18 protein-coding genes are annotated in these 19,885 nt (G+C 57.4%); 4 read left to right on the plus strand and 14 right to left on the minus strand.

All coding sequences use genetic code 11. The annotated features are described in order from the left end of the window. Positions 1-194 precede the first annotated feature (194 nt). The 7 genes from folK to dksA form a co-directional block, all read right to left on the minus strand. Positions 195-680, minus strand: a complete 486-nt coding sequence (folK, locus tag HALTITAN_RS18035) for a 2-amino-4-hydroxy-6-hydroxymethyldihydropteridine diphosphokinase (protein ID WP_009287937.1) — start codon at positions 678-680, stop codon at positions 195-197. Further along, complete coding sequence (pcnB, locus tag HALTITAN_RS18040) at positions 680-2,062, minus strand: polynucleotide adenylyltransferase PcnB (protein WP_009287938.1); 1,383 nt, start codon at positions 2,060-2,062, stop codon at positions 680-682. The genes folK and pcnB overlap by 1 nt, the downstream gene beginning before the upstream one ends. Positions 2,063-2,990: 928 nt before the next feature. After that, the gene (locus HALTITAN_RS18045; RefSeq protein WP_027958260.1) at positions 2,991-4,385 is read right to left on the minus strand and encodes a sigma-54-dependent transcriptional regulator; all 1,395 of its coding nucleotides are present in this window, start codon (positions 4,383-4,385) and stop codon (positions 2,991-2,993) included. Then, the gene (locus HALTITAN_RS18050; protein ID WP_039860059.1) at positions 4,363-7,311 is read right to left on the minus strand and encodes an ATP-binding protein; all 2,949 of its coding nucleotides are present in this window, start codon (positions 7,309-7,311) and stop codon (positions 4,363-4,365) included. The genes HALTITAN_RS18045 and HALTITAN_RS18050 overlap by 23 nt, the downstream gene beginning before the upstream one ends. 1 nt (position 7,312) lies before the next feature. After that, a complete protein-coding gene (locus tag HALTITAN_RS25770) occupies positions 7,313-7,489 on the minus strand; it encodes a hypothetical protein (protein WP_007111811.1) in 177 nt (58 codons plus the stop codon). 1 nt (position 7,490) lies between these two features. Beyond that, positions 7,491-8,402: a tRNA glutamyl-Q(34) synthetase GluQRS gene (gluQRS, locus tag HALTITAN_RS18060; RefSeq protein ID WP_009287939.1), complete on the minus strand. Its 912-nt coding sequence runs from the start codon at positions 8,400-8,402 to the stop codon at positions 7,491-7,493. Between the two features lie 115 nt (positions 8,403-8,517). After that, the gene (gene dksA / locus HALTITAN_RS18065) at positions 8,518-8,955 is read right to left on the minus strand and encodes an RNA polymerase-binding protein DksA (protein WP_007111809.1); all 438 of its coding nucleotides are present in this window, start codon (positions 8,953-8,955) and stop codon (positions 8,518-8,520) included. 215 nt (positions 8,956-9,170) lie between these two features. On the opposite strand from dksA, the gene HALTITAN_RS18070 reads away from it, so the two are divergent. Beyond that, the gene (locus HALTITAN_RS18070) at positions 9,171-10,331 is read left to right on the plus strand and encodes an aminotransferase class I/II-fold pyridoxal phosphate-dependent enzyme (protein ID WP_009287941.1); all 1,161 of its coding nucleotides are present in this window, start codon (positions 9,171-9,173) and stop codon (positions 10,329-10,331) included. Beyond that, a complete protein-coding gene (gene sfsA, locus HALTITAN_RS18075; protein ID WP_176316430.1) occupies positions 10,331-11,059 on the plus strand; it encodes a DNA/RNA nuclease SfsA in 729 nt (242 codons plus the stop codon). Before HALTITAN_RS18070 ends, sfsA begins: the two co-directional genes overlap by 1 nt. 160 nt (positions 11,060-11,219) lie before the next feature. Here sfsA and HALTITAN_RS18080 read toward each other — a convergent pair whose 3' ends face one another. The 6 genes from HALTITAN_RS18080 to HALTITAN_RS18105 all read right to left on the minus strand — a co-directional run bounded on the left by HALTITAN_RS18080 (position 11,220) and on the right by HALTITAN_RS18105 (position 15,991). Then, on the minus strand, positions 11,220-11,669 hold the full coding sequence (locus HALTITAN_RS18080) for a DUF4426 domain-containing protein (RefSeq protein ID WP_022520688.1): 450 nt from the start codon (positions 11,667-11,669) through the stop codon (positions 11,220-11,222). A 39-nt stretch (positions 11,670-11,708) separates the two neighbouring features. Continuing rightward, entirely contained in the window at positions 11,709-12,302 is a 594-nt protein-coding gene (metW, locus tag HALTITAN_RS18085; protein WP_027958266.1) for a methionine biosynthesis protein MetW, read from the minus strand. Continuing rightward, positions 12,302-13,528, minus strand: a complete 1,227-nt coding sequence (gene metX / locus HALTITAN_RS18090; protein WP_009287944.1) for a homoserine O-succinyltransferase MetX — start codon at positions 13,526-13,528, stop codon at positions 12,302-12,304. Before metX ends, metW begins: the two co-directional genes overlap by 1 nt. Positions 13,529-13,745: 217 nt before the next feature. Further along, complete coding sequence (locus HALTITAN_RS18095) at positions 13,746-14,339, minus strand: YggT family protein (RefSeq protein ID WP_009287945.1); 594 nt, start codon at positions 14,337-14,339, stop codon at positions 13,746-13,748. A gap of 55 nt (positions 14,340-14,394) precedes the next feature. Continuing rightward, complete coding sequence (gene proC / locus HALTITAN_RS18100; RefSeq protein WP_009287946.1) at positions 14,395-15,219, minus strand: pyrroline-5-carboxylate reductase; 825 nt, start codon at positions 15,217-15,219, stop codon at positions 14,395-14,397. A gap of 55 nt (positions 15,220-15,274) precedes the next feature. Next, on the minus strand, positions 15,275-15,991 hold the full coding sequence (locus tag HALTITAN_RS18105; RefSeq protein ID WP_027958269.1) for a YggS family pyridoxal phosphate-dependent enzyme: 717 nt from the start codon (positions 15,989-15,991) through the stop codon (positions 15,275-15,277). 32 nt (positions 15,992-16,023) lie between these two features. On the opposite strand from HALTITAN_RS18105, the gene HALTITAN_RS18110 reads away from it, so the two are divergent. Continuing rightward, positions 16,024-17,067: a type IV pilus twitching motility protein PilT gene (locus HALTITAN_RS18110; protein WP_009287948.1), complete on the plus strand. Its 1,044-nt coding sequence runs from the start codon at positions 16,024-16,026 to the stop codon at positions 17,065-17,067. A gap of 65 nt (positions 17,068-17,132) precedes the next feature. Here the strand turns inward: HALTITAN_RS18110 and HALTITAN_RS18115 are convergent, their stop codons facing one another. Further along, complete coding sequence (locus HALTITAN_RS18115) at positions 17,133-18,272, minus strand: anhydro-N-acetylmuramic acid kinase (protein ID WP_039860021.1); 1,140 nt, start codon at positions 18,270-18,272, stop codon at positions 17,133-17,135. Between the two features lie 145 nt (positions 18,273-18,417). On the opposite strand from HALTITAN_RS18115, the gene tyrS reads away from it, so the two are divergent. Beyond that, on the plus strand, positions 18,418-19,617 hold the full coding sequence (gene tyrS / locus HALTITAN_RS18120) for a tyrosine--tRNA ligase (protein ID WP_009287950.1): 1,200 nt from the start codon (positions 18,418-18,420) through the stop codon (positions 19,615-19,617). Positions 19,618-19,885 lie beyond the last annotated feature (268 nt).

Below are 19,885 nucleotides of genomic sequence, written 5' to 3' on the forward strand. Positions count from 1 at the left end.
AAATTAATCACAGCTACTTTAAGTAAGCTTAGCCTGCGATGAACCTAAGGGCAAAGGTTCTATAAGCCTAAACATAGGGCTGAAAACGTGCCTTTTCGCACTTTAGTTGCACTTCTACAGTCATGAGTTTGAAACGCTGGCTAGGTACTGAAAGCAGTAACCTCAAGCTCTAAGTGTCAGATGGGATAAGCGCACTAAACCCTGAGCAAGTCTTGTGACTCAACACCTTCAAGCCAGGTGGATAGCGGCTGTTGGAGAAGGTCTAGAGAGGGGGCGATCTCTGCGAGGGGGAGCAGTACAAAGGCCCGGGCAGTCATTTGCGGGTGCGGTACTCGTAAACGCGGGGAGTTGATATGGTCATCAGCGTAGAGCAGCAGGTCAAGATCGAGCGTGCGGGGCCCCCAGTGGCGCTGGCGGCGGCGGCGATGCTGCTGCTCTAACGCCTGAAGCTGGTCGAGTAGCGCCAGCGGGGAGAGCCGTGTCTCCAGCGCGGCCACCGCGTTGATAAAGTCCGGCTGATCCTGCGGCCCCACCGGGTGGCTGGCGTAAAGCGATGATGCTGCCACTAATCGACTTAGCGGTAGCATTGCCAGCTCGTTGAGGGCCTCGCGAACCTGCACGATAGGTGACTCTAGATTGCTACCCAAGCCAATATAGGCGAGCTGGGGAGGAGCACCCACTACTCTGGCGCGCTCGGCTTACGGCGCCGTTTGCGACGACGATCGCCCTGGCTGGCGGGGTCGCCGCCAACTTTTTGCAGCAGGCGACGCTGTTCGTGCTCATCGCCGCGCTGAAACGCCGTCCACCATTCGCCTAAACCACTCGGTATCTCGCCCGCCTGTTCGCGCAGCAGCAGCAGGTCATAGCCAGCTCTGAAACGCGAATGTTCGCGGGTTTGAAAGGCTTTTTTACCGCGCCGCTGGGGTAGGCGCTGCTGTAATTCCCAAATTTCCCGCATCGGGATGCCAAAGCGCTTGGGAATCGATGTGAACTCTAACTGACGAGATACCACCTGTTGGGCGGCTGCTTGAAGCGCGGGAATAGGCGGCATGCCTTCTTGCTCCAACGCTTCCTGACGATGTTTGACCGGTGCCCATAAAAACGCAGCCAGCAGAAACGCGGGGGTGACGGGGCGCTCTTCGGCGATACGTTTATCGGTATTGGTCAGCGCCTGCTCAATCAGCTCTTCGGCCCAGGCGGCATCGGCCATGGCTTCTTCGGCCTCGGGGAACAGCATACCGAACAGGCCGTAGTGGCTGAGCAGCCGGAAGGTAACCAAGCCGTGGCCCGACATAAACAGCTTGAGCACTTCATCGAATAGCCGCGCTGGGGGAATCTGCAGCAGCAGCGGCGCCTGATCGTACATCGGCGCTTCAGTGGCGGGGTCTAGCGTGAAATCCAGCTTAGCCGCAAAACGCACCGCCCGCAGCATCCGTACCGGGTCTTCGCGGTAGCGTGTCGCCGGGTCGCCAATCAGGCGCAGGGTGCGGGTCTTAATGTCCTCGGCACCATTGGCAAAATCGGTGATGCTGAAGTCGGCGATATTGTAGTAGAGCGCATTAACGGTAAAGTCGCGGCGCAGCGCGTCTTCTTCGATATTGCCCCATACATTGTCGCGTAGCAGTAACCCTTCATCGGACTGATGGGCAATGTGGTCGCCATGCTCGTCTTGGGGTTTGCCACGGAAGGTGGTGACCTCAATGACCTCGCGGCCAAAGCGAACATGGACAATCCGAAAACGGCGGCCGATCAGGCGCGAGTTACGAAATAGATCGCGAACCTGCTCTGGCGTGGCGTTGGTGGCGACATCAAAATCTTTGGGCATCTTGCCCAGCAGCGCATCACGAATGCAGCCGCCCACCAAATAGGCGTCGAAACCCGCGCCGCTAAGGCGATAAAGCACTTTTAACGCGGCATCGCTAATATGCTGGCGAGAAACAGGGTGCTCTGACCGAGGGATGTTGCGCGGAGTGAGGGCGCTGGTGGTGCTCTCTTGGGGATCAAGCAAGGTTTTCAATTGCTCCCCCGGGCTGTGTAGGAAACGGGTAAATCCTTTAAACATGCGACGATTTCAACTCGCAGGTACGAAAAAATGGTCGTAAAAATAGTCGTTAGAAAACACTTCAAACGAGTACTGAACATAAACCACGAGTGGCTGAGTGTAGCCGACCCTTCATGGCTTGCAAAGAGCGGCTTGCAAAGTAGCGGCTTGCAAAGCACTTGACGCTGGCGGGGGCTAACACAGGTTTTAAACCCAGGCTCCAAACACGGAAAGGGGAGGCTAAAAGAGCCTCCCCTATCAAGCAATTAATCAGCGTCCGTGCTGCTATTTTTCTTCATGATGGCACATCGCCCTGAATACGCACCGCAGTCGGTAGGCGTAAGGATCACGATGGTTCCGACCGCCTCGTATTCAAAACAATAATCCAACCGCGAACTTTTCTCCCCCCAGGGTATTATTATTGGCGCCGGGGTGTACACACTGACAGCTATTGTTGTTGTTAGGATGCCAAGTCACATTGTACGTCGCGTCCTTTCGGGCCACTTGCTAACTTTTGTTGTTGTTCGCTGCGCCTGTGTTGCCTGCGCAAGCAAGTAATGAGATTCAAGCCTGTTGTTCTTGTTAGTACCGTTATCTCTACCTGACCCTGTTGTTTTTGTTGTGGCTCAGGTTGTGGCGAGGTCATGTTGTTTTTGTTGGTGACCTGGCGCTATGCCCAGTTTGTTTTTCTTACCCAGTAATACTGCAGACCCTGTGCCACCTATTTAATAAATTATAAATTTCAGAAGGTTGGAGTTTTTTAAGTCGCTGCGGAACTTTACGGCGCGAGAAGTGTTACCCCTTTCGCGCCCGTTTGTGCGCGGCGTTGTGTGGGAAGGTAACAGTGTCAGGGTAGCGAAAGGCAGAATATTTCTTATTTAAATCAGTATATTGGACGATGGTCGTAGGGGTGGTGTGGAGACAGGAGGGAATGGGAATGCCCAGGTGCTTAACCTGGGCGCCGGGCGGTTTTTTTGCGCGGTATGCCAAGCCGCTGGCGTCGTTCCCAAAGGTTTTTACGGCTAATGCCCAGTTTTTGTGCCAATTCGGTTTCACTCATTTGGTCTTGGTGTTCGAGGACAAAGTGCTGAAAATAATCTTCTAAAGAGAGATCATCTTCATTCTCTTCAGCACTTTTATCACCGCCACCACTGGCAGCAGGTGTGCTGGACGAGCCAGAGGACGGATGGGGGCGTGGGGTGGTCGGCGCTAGACCCAGGTCATCCGGATGGATCAGATGCCCCTCGGCAAGAATCACTCCGCGCTCAAGGGCATTCTCCAGCTCGCGAACGTTACCCGGCCAAGGGTAGTCGCGCAGATCCTGGCGGGCTGCGCGGGACAAACGCAGGCCCGTGCGTTCGTGGCGCTTACACGCCTTGTCGAGCAGAATGTCGGCGATCTCAAGCACGTCATCCTCGCGCTCGCGCAGCGGCGGCAGCTCGATCTGCATCACGTTCAGTCGGTAGTAAAGATCAAGGCGGAACTCGCCGGTTTTTGACAGTGCTCGCAGGTCACGATGGGTGGCTGCAATCAGGCGGACATTGACGTGGCGGGTTTCCACCGAGCCAATTTTACGGATTTCACCCTCTTGAAGAACGCGCAGCAGACGCGCCTGGGCATCCAGCGGTAGTTCACCAATCTCATCCAAAAATAGCGTACCGCCATCAGCGGCTTCGACTAACCCGGTGCGCGCAGCGCTGGCGCCGGTAAAAGCGCCTTTCTCATGGCCAAACAGCTCTGATTCGATCAGCGTTTCAGGAATCGCCGCACAGTTGACGCAGATCAACGGTGCCTTGGCGCGCTTGCTCTGCTGGTGAATGGCGCGTGCCACCAGCTCCTTGCCGGTACCTGACTCGCCAAGAATCAATACGGTGACATCGGCCGGGGCGGTTTTACTAATGCGGGTGTAGACCTGCTGCATGGCAACGCAGTTGCCGATCATGGTTTGCCGGCTGCCGCCTGCATCGGTGATATCCGGGGGCGGACTCTGCTGCATCGACTGCTTGTGCAGGATCCGCTCAACGGTCTCCAATAGCTCCGCGTGGTCAAAGGGCTTGGCAACGTAGTCCACGGCCCCCTGTTTGAGCGCTTCCACCGCAGAGCGCATGCTGGCGTAGCTGGTCATGATCAATACCGGCACGGGGGCTGCGGCGGTGATCAGCGAGGTGCCCGGTTCGCCCGGCAGACGCAGGTCGCTGATGATGAGGTCGAACCCTGCGAGCTCAAGCTGGCTGGCCTCCTCAGCGCTGCCTGCTTCGCTGACCGTATAGTCGTGGCGTTCCAGAAGGCGCTTTAGCGCGCTGCGAATAATCGCTTCATCTTCAACAATCAGAATCCTGGGCATGGGTTGGCTGATCATCCTGTTGGTAAAGCGGCAGCCATAACGTAATGGCCGTGCCGCGAGGCTGTCCGGGGGGTGGCGAAGCCACGTCTATTTTACCCTGGTGCTCATTGATAATCTGGTAGGCCAATGAAAGGCCCAGACCGGTGCCCTCGCCGGCGGGTTTGGTGGTGGTAAAGGGCTCGAATAGGTGCTCGCGCACTCGTGGGTCGATGCCCTGACCGTTATCGGTTATCCGCCACCAGGCAAGCTGCTCGTGGCGTCCTGCAGTCATGTGAACTTCTCCCCCCTTGCCGCAGGCATCCCGGGCATTGCTCAGCAGGTTGACCATCACTTGCGTTAATCGCTGGGCATCGCCGCGCACCACCACGTCGTCAGGCGTTTCATTGGTTAAGGTAACATCCTCTCCCGAGCGGGCGAGGTGGATCAAGTGCAGTGCATCTTCGCTAATGGATGCAAGTGCCACAGGTGAGGCAGGGAGCGGTACCGATTGGCGTCCCCCATGGGCAAAACCAACCAGTGAGTTAACGATTTTGGTGACCCGCTGGGTTAGCTGCTGGATTTGGTCGGCGGTCTCCAGCAGGGCGGGATCGTTGGTGTCGTAGCGGAGGTTTTGCGCCAGCGACGAGATGCCGGTAATCGGGTTGCCAATTTCGTGGGCGACCCCAGCGGCTAACTGGCCGATGGAGGCAAGGCGTGCTGCATGCACCAACTCATCTTCTAACCACTTCATTTCGGTATGGTCTTCAATCAGAATAACGCTGCCGCCACGGCTGTCACTACCGCTGAGAATCGCTTTGTGCAGGGTCAAAAAATAGTCTTTACCGTGCAGCGTGACCGCCTGTTTGTAGAGCGGTGTTGACGTGGTTTCCAGCACGCCACCGAGTAGGCCGGGCCAGGGGGCAGGTAGGCTGTCGCGGCGTGAACCGATCACGCTTTCACCGCTAATACCCGAGAGTTGAGAGAGCGCCTGATTCCACATTAGTAGTTCATCGTCATCGCCTAGCACGCACAGCCCCACAGGCAGATAGGCCAGGGTTTGGCGGTGGTGGCGGCGCAAGCCGTCGAGTTCCCGGGCTAGCCCCGTTAACCGCGAACGGTAGGCTTCCAGGCGACTTTCAACAAAGTGAATATCGTCGGTTTCAGGGGTGTCGTCGTGGCGGTAGGGTAGATAGCGATCAACAATATCCCGTGCCACCGATGGGCCCATTAGGCCCGAGAGATTGGCCTGAATACGGTCACGCAAGCGACGTAGCGCGTAGGGACGGCGCTCCTGGGGCGTTAAGTTGAGTGCTTGCAATGCCCGATTCACTTCACGGCTAGCCGCCTCATCGCCGAGGGCGTGGGCTAAGTGAGTCGAAAAATCGCTCGCTGTGGCGGCTTCCAGTGGAAAGCGCTTGGAGCGGATAACGGCATCGACGGAGCACGCTTCCGCGGCGGACTGCTCACCTTCAGAAATACGCGTAAACAGCGATATCACAATCAACAGCAGGATATTGACCGCTAACGAGAGCAGCGTGACGTTGTACCAAACCGGCGCACCAGTGTCGGTAAGCGGGGTAAAGGGCAGCGTCGGTACGGGTAGCGAGAACATGAGCGGCAGCCATAGCCCCCATAGCCATACGCCGACGCCTGCGATGAGGCCAATAATCATGCCTTTACGGTTAGCGCCCGGCCAGTAGAGCAGCGCCAGCATGCCAGGCAGGCACTGGGCCATGCCGACAAACGCGGCTAATCCCAAACCGATAAGCCCATGATGGCGACCTACCCACTGGTAAAACACCCAGCCGCTGATAATCACAGCGACCACTAGCCCACGGCGCAGCCACAGCAGCCAGCCGTAGAGATCACTGCGCGCTTCCGGGGGCCTCGCTACCAGTACAATATGATTAAGCACCATGCCGGAAAGCGCCAGCGCAATCATAATCATGGTGCCGCTGGCGGCGGCTAGCCCGCCGATAAACGCCAGCGCCCCTACCCACCAGTGTTCGGTCATTAGGTAGGCGGCATAGGCGGCGATGGGTATGTCGGGATTGACCGATTGCGCGGCCCACCAAATCAACGGTACGGGTAGCGCCATTAATAGCAGGAAAAGCGGCAGCGCCCAGCTCGCTTGTAGCAGGGTATGCCGGGATAGACTTTCTGAAAAACTGATATGAAACAGATGCGGCATCATAAACGCCGCCGCAAAAAACAGCAGCAGGAGAGTTCGCCACTGGGCCGGGTCAAGTTTGGGTGTCTGTTGTTGGAGGAGAGCGCCAGGGCCCTCCAGCCACAGCTGCAGGTCGCCTGGGCCGTCAAACACCATCCATAGCGCCACCACGCCGAGCCCCAGCATGGCCAGCAGTTTAACAATGGATTCAAACGCAATGGCGCTAAGCAGAGTGTCGTGGCGGCCGTGAGACTGGCTGTGGCGGGCACCGAAAATAACCGCAAAGGCGGCAATTACGGCGCAAAAAAGTAGCGCAACGCTACCTCCCGCTTGGCTGGCGGTGATGATATTGATGGCTTCGCCCAGGGTTTGGACTTGAATGCCGAGCAGTGGCAGCACCGCCAGTAGACTGACGATGGTGACCAGCGTACCCGCCCAACGAGAGCGAAAGCGAAAGGCAAACAGATCCGCCAATGACGTTAGTTGATAGGTGCGGGTGATGCGCTGGATGGGCACCAGTAGCACAGGGGCGAGCAAGAAGGCGCCCGCTGCGCCCAGGTAGTAGGCGAGGAAGCCAAACCCCGCGTGGGCAGCCATTTCCACGCTGCCGTAAATCGCCCAGGCGCTGGCATAAACACCCAGGGCAAGGGTGTAAACAATCGGGTGGCGGGTAATACGCACCGGCACCCAGCCGCGCTCTACCGCAAAACCGCAGCCAAACAGCAGTGCCAGGTAACCCAGCCCAAGCAGTAGGACGCCGACTATCTCAACGTGCATCTCAACGTTCATCAAGCTTTCTCTTCTGCTCCAGCCAGAGGGTTAACGCAATCAACCCACCCCAAATCGCAAACGGCCGGTACCAGGCGGCCTCAGGGTCGCTCCAGCCATTCATCAGCAGCGGAGAGAGCAGGTAGCCGCCAAACACCAAAAACAGCATGATGCGATAGACATACATATCAATCTCCTACTGGAGGTGAGGGGGGATTTAAGCGGTGTGCCGTTGGGCTTAACTGTGCCAACGACCAGTTCGCTACCGCCCAGTGTAGCTGAGTCGCGGGGTGCTCTGAGGCCAGTTCTTGTGGCGGCGCTTGATCAAGCGCTTCCAGCGCCTGAAAGAGCTGCTGGCGCACTTTCTGCCCGTCTTCTGCCAGGGCCGGGGCCAGGTTTTGCTTGGAGAGCTTTTGCCCTTCAGCGGTCACAATGAGTGGCAGATGCAGGTAACGCGGCTGCGGTAGCTGAAGTGCGCTTTGCAATTGGCGCTGCCAAGGGGTGTTATCGAGCAAATCGAGCCCGCGTACCACATCGGTAATCTGCTGCTCGGCGTCATCCACTACCACGGCGAGCTGATACGCCCATAGGTCATCTTTGCGCTTTAATACCACATCGCCTAGTTCAGCCGGGTCAAACTGCTGCTCGCCGAACAGCCGGTCTTGCCAGCGGATAGGGCGTTCGCCACGGTCGCTGCGCAGCCGCCAGGCCACCGGTTTATTCGCATCGCAAACGCCATCGCGGCACCAGCCGGGGTAGATATCAAACGCCTGCCACTGCTTGCGCGAACAGCTGCAGGGATAGGCCAGGCCGAGTTGGACAAGCTGGTCAAGCGCCTGTTGGTAAGCATCGCCGCGAGTGTGCTGCCACATTACCGCTTCGTCCCACTCCAGCCCGAAGGTTTCCAGCTGGCGAAGAATAGTGCTCGCCGCACCTTCAGGGCAGCGCGGTGGGTCGATATCTTCAATGCGCACCAGCCACTGCCCATCGGCCGCGCGGGCATCTAAATAGCTGCCTAAGGCGGCGACCAAAGAGCCAAAGTGCAGCGGGCCAGAGGGCGTAGGGGCAAAGCGCCCCCGGTAGCGAGCAAAATCAATCATGGTAGCGTCATTGTTGAGAGGGGCTGGTTATTTACAAAAAGCTATTCACAAAAAGCCATTCACAAAAACGGGCACCCTAAGGTGCCCGCGTTCGAGTAGCACGGTCTTTTAGTGCTCAGCCGCCTAGCTGTTTCTCTTTGAGTTCCGCCAGGGTTTTGCAATCCACACAAAGGGTGGCGGTGGGGCGAGCTTCTAAACGACGAATGCCGATTTCAACGCCGCAGGCTTCGCAGAAGCCATAATCATCATCATCGATGTTATCTAGCGTCTCGTTAATTTTCTTGAGCAGCTTACGCTCGCGATCCCGGGTACGCAGTTCCAGGCTAAAGCCCTCTTCCTGGGTAGCACGGTCGGCGGGGTCGGCGTAGTTGTTCGCATCTTCCTGCAGGTGGCGTACGGTACGATCCACCTCTTCCATGAGATCCTGTTTCCAATCCAGCAGCAGCTGACGGAAGTGCGCTAGCTGCTGCTCGTTCATATACTCTTCACCCGGCGCTGGCTCATACGGAGTGAAGGACTTGGACGCTTCCGGTTTCTTTTCTGCTACTGGCATGGGACTGCCCCTTACATATGTGACTACTGATCGACCATGAGCGATTGTCACGATCTCACGCCAAAGGGATGCTTGTTTAGCTGAAAAATGACTGGGTTGCAAGCATAATGGTGAGCTGTCGACGATTGTTTGGCCTTGAATATGACTAGCGCCATGTTTTAGTTAGTTTTTCAATATTTGTCCAGTTTCAAAAATGATTAGATGAAGGAGCCGTTATGGCCTGGAATTCGCGTGTCGATCACGTTGCCCCTTTTCGGGTCATGCATTTGCTGGAAATGGCCCAGGCGCGGGAAGCCGCCGGCCACGATGTGATTCACCTGGAAGTAGGCGAGCCGGATTTTGCTACCCCCGAGCCCATTATCGCTGCCGGGCAGCAGGCGTTGGCCAGTGGCCATACCCGCTACACCCCAGCGGCTGGGCTGCCCGCACTGCGCGAGGCGATCGCCGGACATTACGCCGAGCACTTTAACGCTACGGTGGATCCTGCGCGTATTTTGGTAACGCCCGGGGCGTCGGGGGCGCTGCTGCTGGCAAGCCAGTTATTAGTCGAAACCGGCTCGCGGGTGCTGATGGCTGACCCTAACTACCCCTGCAATCGTCACTTTATGGCGCTAGCTGGCGCTGAGATTGATGCGGTATCCGTGGGGCGAGATAGCGGCTGGCAGTTGGACGCTGCCCTGGTCGCCCAGCATTGGCGTGAGGACACAAGCCTAGCGATGTTGGCGTCGCCCTCTAACCCTACCGGCCACACGTTGAGCGCGCAACAGCTCTCTGCAGTGCTGGCAGCGGTCGCTGAGCGCGAAGGCGAGGTCATCGTCGATGAGATCTACCAGGGCCTCAACTACGACGATGCACCGCTCTCAGCGACCTCGCTCTCCGCCAACGCCTTTGTGGTCAACAGCTTCTCAAAATATTTTGGTATGACCGGCTGGCGCCTGGGCTGGCTGGTGGCGCCAGAGCATGCAGTGGAGCCATTAACGCGGCTGGCGCAGAACATGTTTCTGGCCGCGGCGACGCCGTCGCAGCATGCCGCCCTGGCGGCGTTTACGCCCAAGTGCCGGGGTATTCTTGAACAGCGCCGTGAAACCCTGAAAGAGCGCCGCCAGGTGCTGCTGGAGGGCCTTGCAGGCTTGGGGCTGGCACCGGATCTCCCGCCCCAGGGGGCGTTTTATTTGTGGCTGGATATCTCCCGCTACAGCCGGGATAGCCAGGCCTTCTGTGAGCGCCTGCTGCAGGAAGAAAACGTGGCGATTACCCCGGGTATTGATTTTGCTGTACGTGGCGGCGAACACCATGTGCGCATTGCGTTCACCAATGATGTGGCCCGGCTGGAAGAGGCGGTGGCGCGGATTACACGCTTTGTGGGCAGGCTGTGATGCTGGCCTATCCGGCGCTGGTGCCGGGCACTCTGATCAAGCGTTATAAGCGCTTTCTCGCCGATGTGCGTTTGGATGATGGTCGCGAAGTCGTCGCCCACTGCCCCAATACCGGCTCAATGAAGGCGGTGAACGTGCCAGGGTGCCGAGTGTGGCTGTCACCCAGCGATAACCCCAAGCGCAAGCTTGCCTGGACGTGGGAGTTTATCGAGCTGCCCCAAGCGGACGGACAGGTGGCGCTCGCCTCGGTGCATACCGGCCGCGCTAACCGCATCGTGGAAGCGGCGCTGGAGGCGGGGGCTTTGGAACCGTTGGCAGGCTACGCCACTCTGCGCCGGGAGGTGAAAGTGGCCGACGCCCGCCTCGATTTTAGGCTGGATGACCCAGAGCGGGGGCGGGCGTATATCGAGGTGAAGCAGGTCACCCTCAAAGAGCAGGACGGCCACGGCTACTTTCCGGACTCGGTGAGCGTGCGTGGTACCAAGCATCTGCATTCGCTGCGAGTGCTGGCAGAGCAGGGTGAACGGGCGGTGCTGCTGTTTTGTGTCGCCCATGAAGGTATTGCCGATGTGGCCGCCGCAGCCCATATCGACGCGACTTACGCGGCAGCCCTAGCGGAGGCCTCGGCCAGCGGGGTGGAAGTGCTGGCCTATGGTATTGAGGTGGTGCGGGAGCAACAGCGTCCCATTGGAGTGCGGTTAACCCGTAGCCTGCCTGTACGGCTGTAGATAGAGCAAGCTTTGCATACGTTGGCCTATGACCAGCGGCCGTGGGTAGTTGTAAGCAAGGGTCTTTCGCCATGGATGGCGAAAGTAGCGCCCAAGGATGGGTTTACAGCGCCCTTGCGTCAATCTACCTACGGCATGTCGAGAGCTATACAGGATTGACTTAGCGATCAATATAAAAACGCTGAATAAAGTTCACCGGTTCGGGGGCGGCGTTGCGGTCGTAGCGCACGCTTAGCTCAAAGCGCATGTTCTCATCGTCGAGTAGGGTAAAAGGCGCCAGGTGGTAGGTGGCATCGCCGTCGTGCACGGTGCGAAAGCTGAGCGACTCCTGGGCGCCTGTCAAGCCGCTTACGTGGCCCTGTACGCTGGCGTTAACGGGGCGGGTACTGCCATCCTCCTGGCGCTCGCGAACGCTTACATTAACCAGGCCGCGGTTGGCGCTGCGCTGGAGGTTGTTCGCTTGGGCCACTTCCGGGGTCAAAAAGCTGCTGTTCACCGCGCTGTAGTGAATCTCGTAATCGCCCACGCTGACGAACTGCTCAGCGTGGGCCCCAGCGGCGGCGAAGAGCATGCCGACAAGGGCGGCACTCATCATTAATCTGCGTAACATGGCGTGGCTCCTTGGGTTGCGTTTAAGCGCGATGAATATCTAGCGGCGACGAACGCGGAAAATGGCAATTTCACCAAATAGATTGGGCCATAGCCGCGATTTCCAGTGACCTTGATGATCCCCCACGCCCACCGCGCGATCAACAATCATCAAGCCCTTCTCGCGGCACAGGTGCTCAAAGTCGTTGAACGTTGAGAGATGGATGTTGGGCGTGTCGTACCAGGCGTGGGGCAGCGATTTGGATACCGGCATATAGCCGCGCAGACCCAAATGAACACGGTGACGCCAGTAGGCGAAGTTGGGGAAAGTGATGATGCCCTCTTCGGCGACACGCAGCATTTCATCGAGCATCTTGTCCGGACGGCGCAGCGCCTGCAGCGCCTGGGTCATGATTACCTGATCATAACTGTTATCGCAGAAGCTGCTTAAACCGTCATCCAGGTTGTGCTCAATCACGCTGACGCCCCGGGCGACGCAAGCATTAATGCCGTCATGGTCGATCTCTAAGCCATAGCCGGTCACGCCCTTATTGTTAGCCAGGGTCTCAAGCAGTTCGCCGTCGCCACAGGCGAGGTCGAGCACGTGCGCCCCTTCGGGCACCCAGTCATAAATCAGTTCAAGATCGGCGCGCATCATGGCGTCTCCTCTGAGCTCGTTGCATCTTCGCTTGCTTCATCTTTACCCACTTCGGCGAGGTTAAGCTCGCCGGCAGCGCGGTTCATAAAAGCGCTGAAGATGGCGTCGTAGCGCGGCTCTGAGAGTAAGAAAGCATCGTGCCCATGGGGCGAGTCGATGTTGGCGTAGCTAACCGCTTTGCCCGCACGAATGAGTGCATCGACCAGCTCGCGGGAGCGCGAGGGCGGAAAGCGCCAGTCGGTGGTAAAGCTGACAATCAAAAACGGGCACTGCGCTGGGGCCAGGGCTTTGGCTAAGTCGCCCCCTTGGGTCGCGGATGGGTCAAAGTAGTCCAGCGCTTTGGTCATCAGCAGGTAAGTATTGGCATCAAAGGCGGTGGAGAAGGTGTCGCCCTGATAGCGCAAGTAGGACTCCACCTGGAACTCAACGTCAAAGCCGAAGTTAAGGTCGTCGCTACGCAAATCGCGGCCAAACTTGCTGCCCATGGCGTCTTCGGACAGATAGGTGATATGGCCCACCATGCGCGCGAGCTTAAGTCCGCGTTTGGGTACGGTGTCGTGCTCTGCATACCAGCCGTCAAAAAACTCCGGATCAGAGCGAATCGCCTGGCGAGCCACTTCGTTGAAAGCGATATTTTGCGCCGAGAGTCGTGGCGTGGCGGCAATCACCACCGCATTAGCCACCCGTTCCGGGTAGGTCATTGTCCATTGCATCACCTGCATGCCGCCCAGACTGCCGCCCACCGCGGCGGCCCAGCGCTCAATCCCCAGGTGGTCGGCAAGCCGCGCCTGGCTGGCCACCCAATCGCTCACCGTGACCATGGGGAACTCAGGCCCCCATTGGCGGCCGGTGTCGGGGTTATGACTGACCGGCCCGGTGCTGCCATGGCAGCCCCCCAGGTTATTAAGCGACACAACAAAAAAGCGGTTGGTGTCGATCGCTTTACCGGGGCCAATATGGGCATCCCACCAGCCGGGCTTGCGGTCTTCTTCGCTGTGGTAGCCCGCGGCGTGGTGGTGACCCGAGAGCGCGTGGCAAATCAGCACCGCGTTACTGCGATCGGCATTCAATGTGCCGTAGGTTTCGTAAATCAGCTCGTAGGCAGGCAGCACTTTGCCGCAGGCGAGAGCGAGCGGCGTGTCGAAGCGTGCCACGTGCGGGGTGACCACGCCGACGGAGCCCGCCGGTCGGTCTGCAAATGCAAGCGTATCTGAGTCAGGCATTGAAGGCGCTAGTCCTGCTGAAAGAGGGAGACTGAAGTAGATCCTGTAAACCTCTGATTAACTATTGCGCTTGCCCATACGGCGTTAAAAATCGCCTCAAAATGCTCATTTACAACCTGTAAATTCCGCTTTTTCGTTGATTTTTGCCTTGTCTGGCCTGCACTCATTACGTTAATCAGAGGCTTCCTTGCTAAGAATACGGAGATGGCAGTTGCCATCACAGCCCGACCAGCGCGCCGGAAATGCCCGCCGCACGAATCAGGGCGCCGACCACCAAACCATCGATCAGGTTAATGGCGATAAACACCACGATAGGCGATAGATCGATCATGCCCAGCGGAGGAATCACTTTGCGTACCGGGGCCATAATCGGCTCTACCAACTGCATAACCAGCAGCGCACCTGGATGGCTGGCGTTGGGCGCTACCCAGCTCAAAATAATCATCACAATCAGGGCGAAGAAGTAGATTTTTAAAATTGCATTCGCCAAGGCGGCCGCACCGGCAATCAGCAGTCCAGCAATGGGTGGCATGCCAACGCCAATCACCATAAAAATGGCGATGATGCTAGCCACTTTCAATACAAAGCCTGCTGCTAAGGTGGCGAGGTCGAAGCGGCCAGCCACAGGGCCTAAAAAGCCTTGAAATAGCCCCACTACCGGCTGGGTGATTTTGACCACCGATTGGCTTAACGGGTTGTAGTAATCCGCCCGCGACGCTTGCAGCAGGAAGCGCAGCATGAGTAAAAAGAGGTAAATATTGATGAGGGTATTTACCAGCATTAACCCTGCACTGCCCAATTCATTGCCCATTATTATGTCTCCTTGATGATCCGGTAGCTTAGGCTGTGTTAGCCGAATGGCTGCATTAGCTGCCGCTTAGTTCCTTGGCCATTGCCTGGGCGCGGTCGGCGCAGGCCTGCATGGCGTCGGCAATCGTGGTGCGCAATTGTGCCTCTTCCATATGTTGAATGGCACGTTCGGTGGTGCCGCCCGGCGACATAACGTTCTGTTTCAGCGTGGCGGGGTCTTTATCACTCTGCTGCGCCATGGTGGCGGCACCCAGCGCGGTTTGAATAGCCAGGCGGCGCGCGGTAGCGGCAGGTAGGCCGAGTTTAACCGCGGCTTCTTCCATGGCTTCGAACATCAGAAAGAAGTAGGCCGGGGCGCTACCAGAAACAGCGGTGACTGCGTCTAACAGGGCTTCTTCTTCCACCCACTCCACAATGCCGACCGCTTCCATTAACTGGGTGGCCACGTCACGCTGGGCATCGCTGACGTTGGCATTGGCGTAGAGGCCGCTGGCGCCATAACCGACCAGCGAGGGCGTATTGGGCATGCAGCGTACGATGGCATTCTGGCCGCCTAGCCACTGGTCGATCGTGCCGGCATCCAGGCCGGCAGCAATCGAGATGACCAACGGCTGCTGGCGCTGAACGCTGTCGCGCAACGCTTCGCATACGTTGCGCATGATTTGCGGCTTCACCGCGAGTACCACCACATCGGCCTCAGCCACCGCCGCATTGTTGTCGGTGTCTGTATTGATGCCTAAGCGTTGTTTAATCGATGTCAGTTCGCTGTCATTCGGCGCGGTGGCGGTAATAGTAGAAGGCGCAACGCCGCTGTCGATTAGGCCGCCGATAATGGCGCTGGCCATATTGCCGGCCCCAATGAAGGTAATCTTATTCGCCATGGTAGGTGTCCCTTAAGTAAAAGTGTTCTACGTAAAAAAGTGGGCTACTTTTCGTCTAAGCCGATGGGCGAGCGCCGAAAATTGCAGTGCCCAAACGCACCAGCGTGGCGCCTTCCAGCACCGCCGCTTCTAAATCGTCGCTCATGCCCATCGAGAGCGTATCAAGGGGCGCGTCTGGCAAGCTGCTTTGTAAGGCGGTAAAAGCTTCGCGTAGTGCTGCCAAAGGCTGGCGCTGAGCACTTATATCCTCTGTTGGAGCGGGGATCGCCATTAAGCCGCGCAGGCGCAGATTAGGCAGTGTGGCGACTTCCCTAGCCAATTCCTCTAACTCCTCGGGCAGCACACCAGCTTTGCTCTCTTCTCGGCTGATATTAATCTGCAGGCAGATATTGAGCGGCGCAAGGTGCGTTGGGCGCTGCTCGTTAAGGCGTTTGGCAATTTTTAGCCGATCGACGCTGTGTACCCAGTCAAAGTGCTCGGCCACAGAGCGGGTTTTGTTGGACTGCAGGGGGCCAATGAAATGCCATACAATGCCGTCAAGATCAGTAAGTTCGGCCTGCTTTTCCAGCGCTTCTTGCAAATAGTTTTCACCAAATTCACGCTGACCCAACTGCCAAACCTGACGAATCATCGCCGCAGGCTTGGTTTTGCTGACGGCCAGTAGCTTGGCTGCACCCTGGGCGCGCCCCGCGTTTTCTAATGCATTATGCAGGCGTTCAAGCGCCTGAGCGTATGAATGGCCGAGTGACTCGTTAAGCGCGATGTCTGTCATACTCAAGCACCTTACCGCAGCTGGGAAGAGAGATGGATATTACCGAACTGCTAGCATTCTCGGCAAAGCAGAATGCCTCTGACTTGCACCTTTCGGCCGGTTTGCCGCCCATGATACGTGTTGATGGCGATATTCGTCGGCTCAATGTGCCCGCTATCGATAATAACGATGTGCGCAGATTGATCTACGCCATCATGAATGATCGTCAGCGGCGCGACTACGAAGAGCACCTGGAAATTGATTTTTCCTTTGAAGTGCCGGGGATCGCCCGCTTTCGTGTTAACGCCTTTACTCAAGCTCGCGGGGCGGGGGCGGTGTTTCGCACCATTCCCAATCAAGTACTTTCCATACAAACCCTTGGGCTCGGTGAGGTGTTCGAGCGCCTGGCGATGTTACCGCGGGGCCTGGTGCTGGTGACTGGGCCAACGGGGTCGGGCAAAAGCACCACGCTGGCCGCCATGATCGATTACATTAACGATCATCGTTACGAGCACATTCTCACCATTGAAGACCCCGTCGAGTTTGTCCACGTTAGCAAGCGCTGTTTGATTAACCAACGCGAAGTGCATCGCGACACCCATAGCTTTGCCGATGCGTTGCGTAGCGCGCTGCGTGAAGACCCGGATGTGATCCTGGTCGGCGAGCTGCGTGATCTGGAGACCATCCGTTTAGCACTGACCGCTGCTGAAACTGGTCATCTGGTGCTGGGAACGCTGCATACCACCTCTGCCGTCAAGACAATCGACCGGATCATCGATGTTTTTCCCAGCGAAGAGAAAGCCATGGTGCGCTCCATGCTTTCGGAATCGCTCCAGGCAGTGGTGTCGCAATCGCTGCTTAAACGTCAGGGCGGCGGGCGCGTAGCGGCCCACGAAATCCTCATGGCCACTTCCGCAGTGCGCAACTTGATCCGCGAAGACAAAGTGGCGCAGATGTACTCAGCCATTCAAACCGGTGGCAGCCTGGGTATGCAAACGCTGGATGCCGCGCTGTCTCGGTTAGTCAATGAGGGCGTTGTAAGCATAGAGGAAGCCCAGGCTCAGGCTAAAGGCACTCTCGCCGCAAAAGCTGAATAATTTAAGCCTTGTGACGTACCCACTGCTTTTCTTTGAGGTCTAGGGGCGTATTCAAACAATGAGTATTAGGGGGCATAGATTCCGCCCAATACCCGGGGGCCCTGCGCGCCGGTGACCGAGGGCAAGTTGCCAGGCAGGTGGTTCAGACGCTGGTGCGCCAACCAGGCAAAGGCGCCGGCTTCAATCCAGTCTTCAGGCCAGCCGTACGCCGCTGGCGAAGTGAGCGTGGCGCGAGGGAGATGATAGGCAAGGCGCTGCATCAAATAGGCGTTGTGGGCGCCGCCGCCAGCGGTGATCAGCGTCAGCGGGCCACTATCGATCCAGAGCTGTTCAATCCCCTGGGCGACACTGACGGCGGTGAGTTCAGCCAGCGTCGCCTGAACATCGGCGGCGGCTTCCTGGCCGCTAAGATGTTTTCGTAGCCAATCCAGATGAAACAGCTCACGCCCTGTGCTTCTCGGCGGCGGCTGTTGGAAAAACGGTTCTGAAAGCAGTCGAGCTAATAGCGCTTCATCTACCTTGCCGCTAGCGGCCCAGTCGCCGTCCTGGTCAAAGCGGCCGCCCTGGTGCAAGGCAAACCAGCTATCCAATAGAACATTTGCGGGCCCGGTATCGAAACCGATCACGGGGTCGCTTGGCTGGCTAGAAAGCCAAGTGAAGTTGGCAAAGCCGCCTAAATTAAGCACCAGCTGATGCGCATCTGCTCGCCCAAATAGCGCCTGATGAAACGCTGGTGCCAGCGGTGCAGCTTGACCTCCTGCGGCTAAGTCTCTGCGACGAAAATCGGCGACCACCGTGCAGCCGGTGAGTTCTGCCAGCAAGCTTGGATTATCCAACTGCAGTGTATACGCCGGGCCGTCGCCGTGGCCTGCGGGGGCATGCTCAATAGTTTGGCCATGGCTGCCGATGGCACTGATCTGTTCTACGCCCACTGAAAGTGGCGCTAACAAGTGCTGCACGGCTTGGGCCTGGCATTGGCAGAACGCGTGTTCCGCTGCTGCGAGCTGCGCAAAACTGACCTGCTCTGCATGGCACAGCTTAAACAGTAGGCGATGAAGCTCGTCCGGCATCGGTTCGGCATGGGTTGCCAACAGGTGCGGCGGCGAATCACCTTCGATGGCGATAAGTGCTGCATCGATACCGTCCAGACTAGTGCCGGACATCAGGCCAATATAGTAAAGCGGCGTAGCGGTAGGCGTTTTCATAAGCGAACTCGTACAAAGCTGGGCTGAGACTAAACCAGGGTGAGAGCGAAACCAAGGCTCAACCAAGGCGAGCGAGCATGGTAACATCGTCGGCTATTTATCACCTGAGCCCGGTAAGGGCGGTTCTTTATAGTGGAGAGAGGCAATGAGTGAGGTGGATCAGGCTTTAGCGCTGCTGTCGCGGGGTACGCATGAAATCCTGGTAGAGGATGAGCTAAAACAGAAGCTGGCTTCAGGCCGCAAACTGCGTATCAAAGCGGGTTTTGATCCCACGGCCCCTGACTTACACCTGGGGCACAGCGTATTGCTGACCAAAATGCGCCAGTTTCAGGATTTGGGGCACACGGTTATCTTTTTGATCGGTGACTTTACCGGGCGTATTGGTGACCCTACCGGTAAGAACGTGACGCGCAAACCGCTCACCGAAGAGGATGTGAAAGCCAACGCCGAAACCTATAAAGAGCAAGTGTTTAAAATCCTCGACCCTGAAAAGACCGAGGTACGTTTTAACGCCGAATGGTTTGGCGAGCTCTCCGCTGCCAAAATGATTGAGCTGGCTGCCCAAAGCACCGTCGCCCGTATGCTGGAACGGGATGACTTTGAAAAGCGCTATAAAGCCAATCAGTCCATTGCCATTCACGAATTTCTCTACCCGCTGGTACAGGGCTACGACTCGGTAGCGCTTGAGGCGGACGTGGAGCTGGGCGGCACTGACCAGAAGTTCAACCTGCTGATGGGGCGCGAAATTCAAAAACACTTCGGCCAGGAGCCCCAGGTGGTCATTACCATGCCGCTGTTGGAAGGGTTAGACGGCGTGCAGAAGATGTCGAAGTCCCTGGGCAACTACATTGGTGTCGATGAAGCGCCGGGCTCCATGTTCAATAAGCTGGTCTCCATGCCGGATAGCTTGATGTGGCGCTATTTTGAGCTGCTCTCTTTGAAATCGAACGAAGAGATTGACGCGCTCAAGCAGAGCGTTGAGCAGGGCGCGAACCCGCGGGATATCAAAATGGAGCTGGCCCGTGAGCTAATTGCCCGCTACCACGGCGATGAAGCAGCCGCCAGTGCGCACAAGTCAGCGGGTAATCAACTGGCTGATGGCGAGCTGCCAGAAGATCTGCCGGAAGTCACGGTCGATTTTGAGGGCAGTGAGCAAGCACCTATTGCAGCAGTGCTTAATAGAGCTGAGCTTGCGAATAACAGTGCCCAAGCCAAAGACATGCTGGGTAATGGCCGAGTTAAAGTCGACGGCGACGTCGTTGCCAAAGACACTATGCTGGCGACAGGTAAGAGCTATGTTATTCAAGCTGGTAAGAAACGTTACGCTCGTGTGACGCTTATTTGAACTTTCTGTCAAAAAGCCCTTGCCAACCCGTCAGCGAATCCGTAAAGTACGCATCCGCTGCCGGGGACGCCAAGCGTTACCAGCGGTGAATAAGGTGTAAAAGCCTTGGTTTGTCAGGAGGTTAGAGCAGGTTGTGTCGCTCGCCTCACTCGCTAAAAAAACAGCGATTGACAAACACCACGGAATGCGTAGAATACGCCTTCCTCGCTGAGGCAAGCCAGTTCAACGGCAAGTCGAGTGGCCCAGTTTGTTTATTAGCTAGCCACCA

Origin of the sequence: Vreelandella titanicae BH1, from assembly GCF_000336575.1 — a bacterium.
Classification (GTDB): Bacteria; Pseudomonadota; Gammaproteobacteria; order Pseudomonadales; family Halomonadaceae; genus Vreelandella; species Vreelandella titanicae.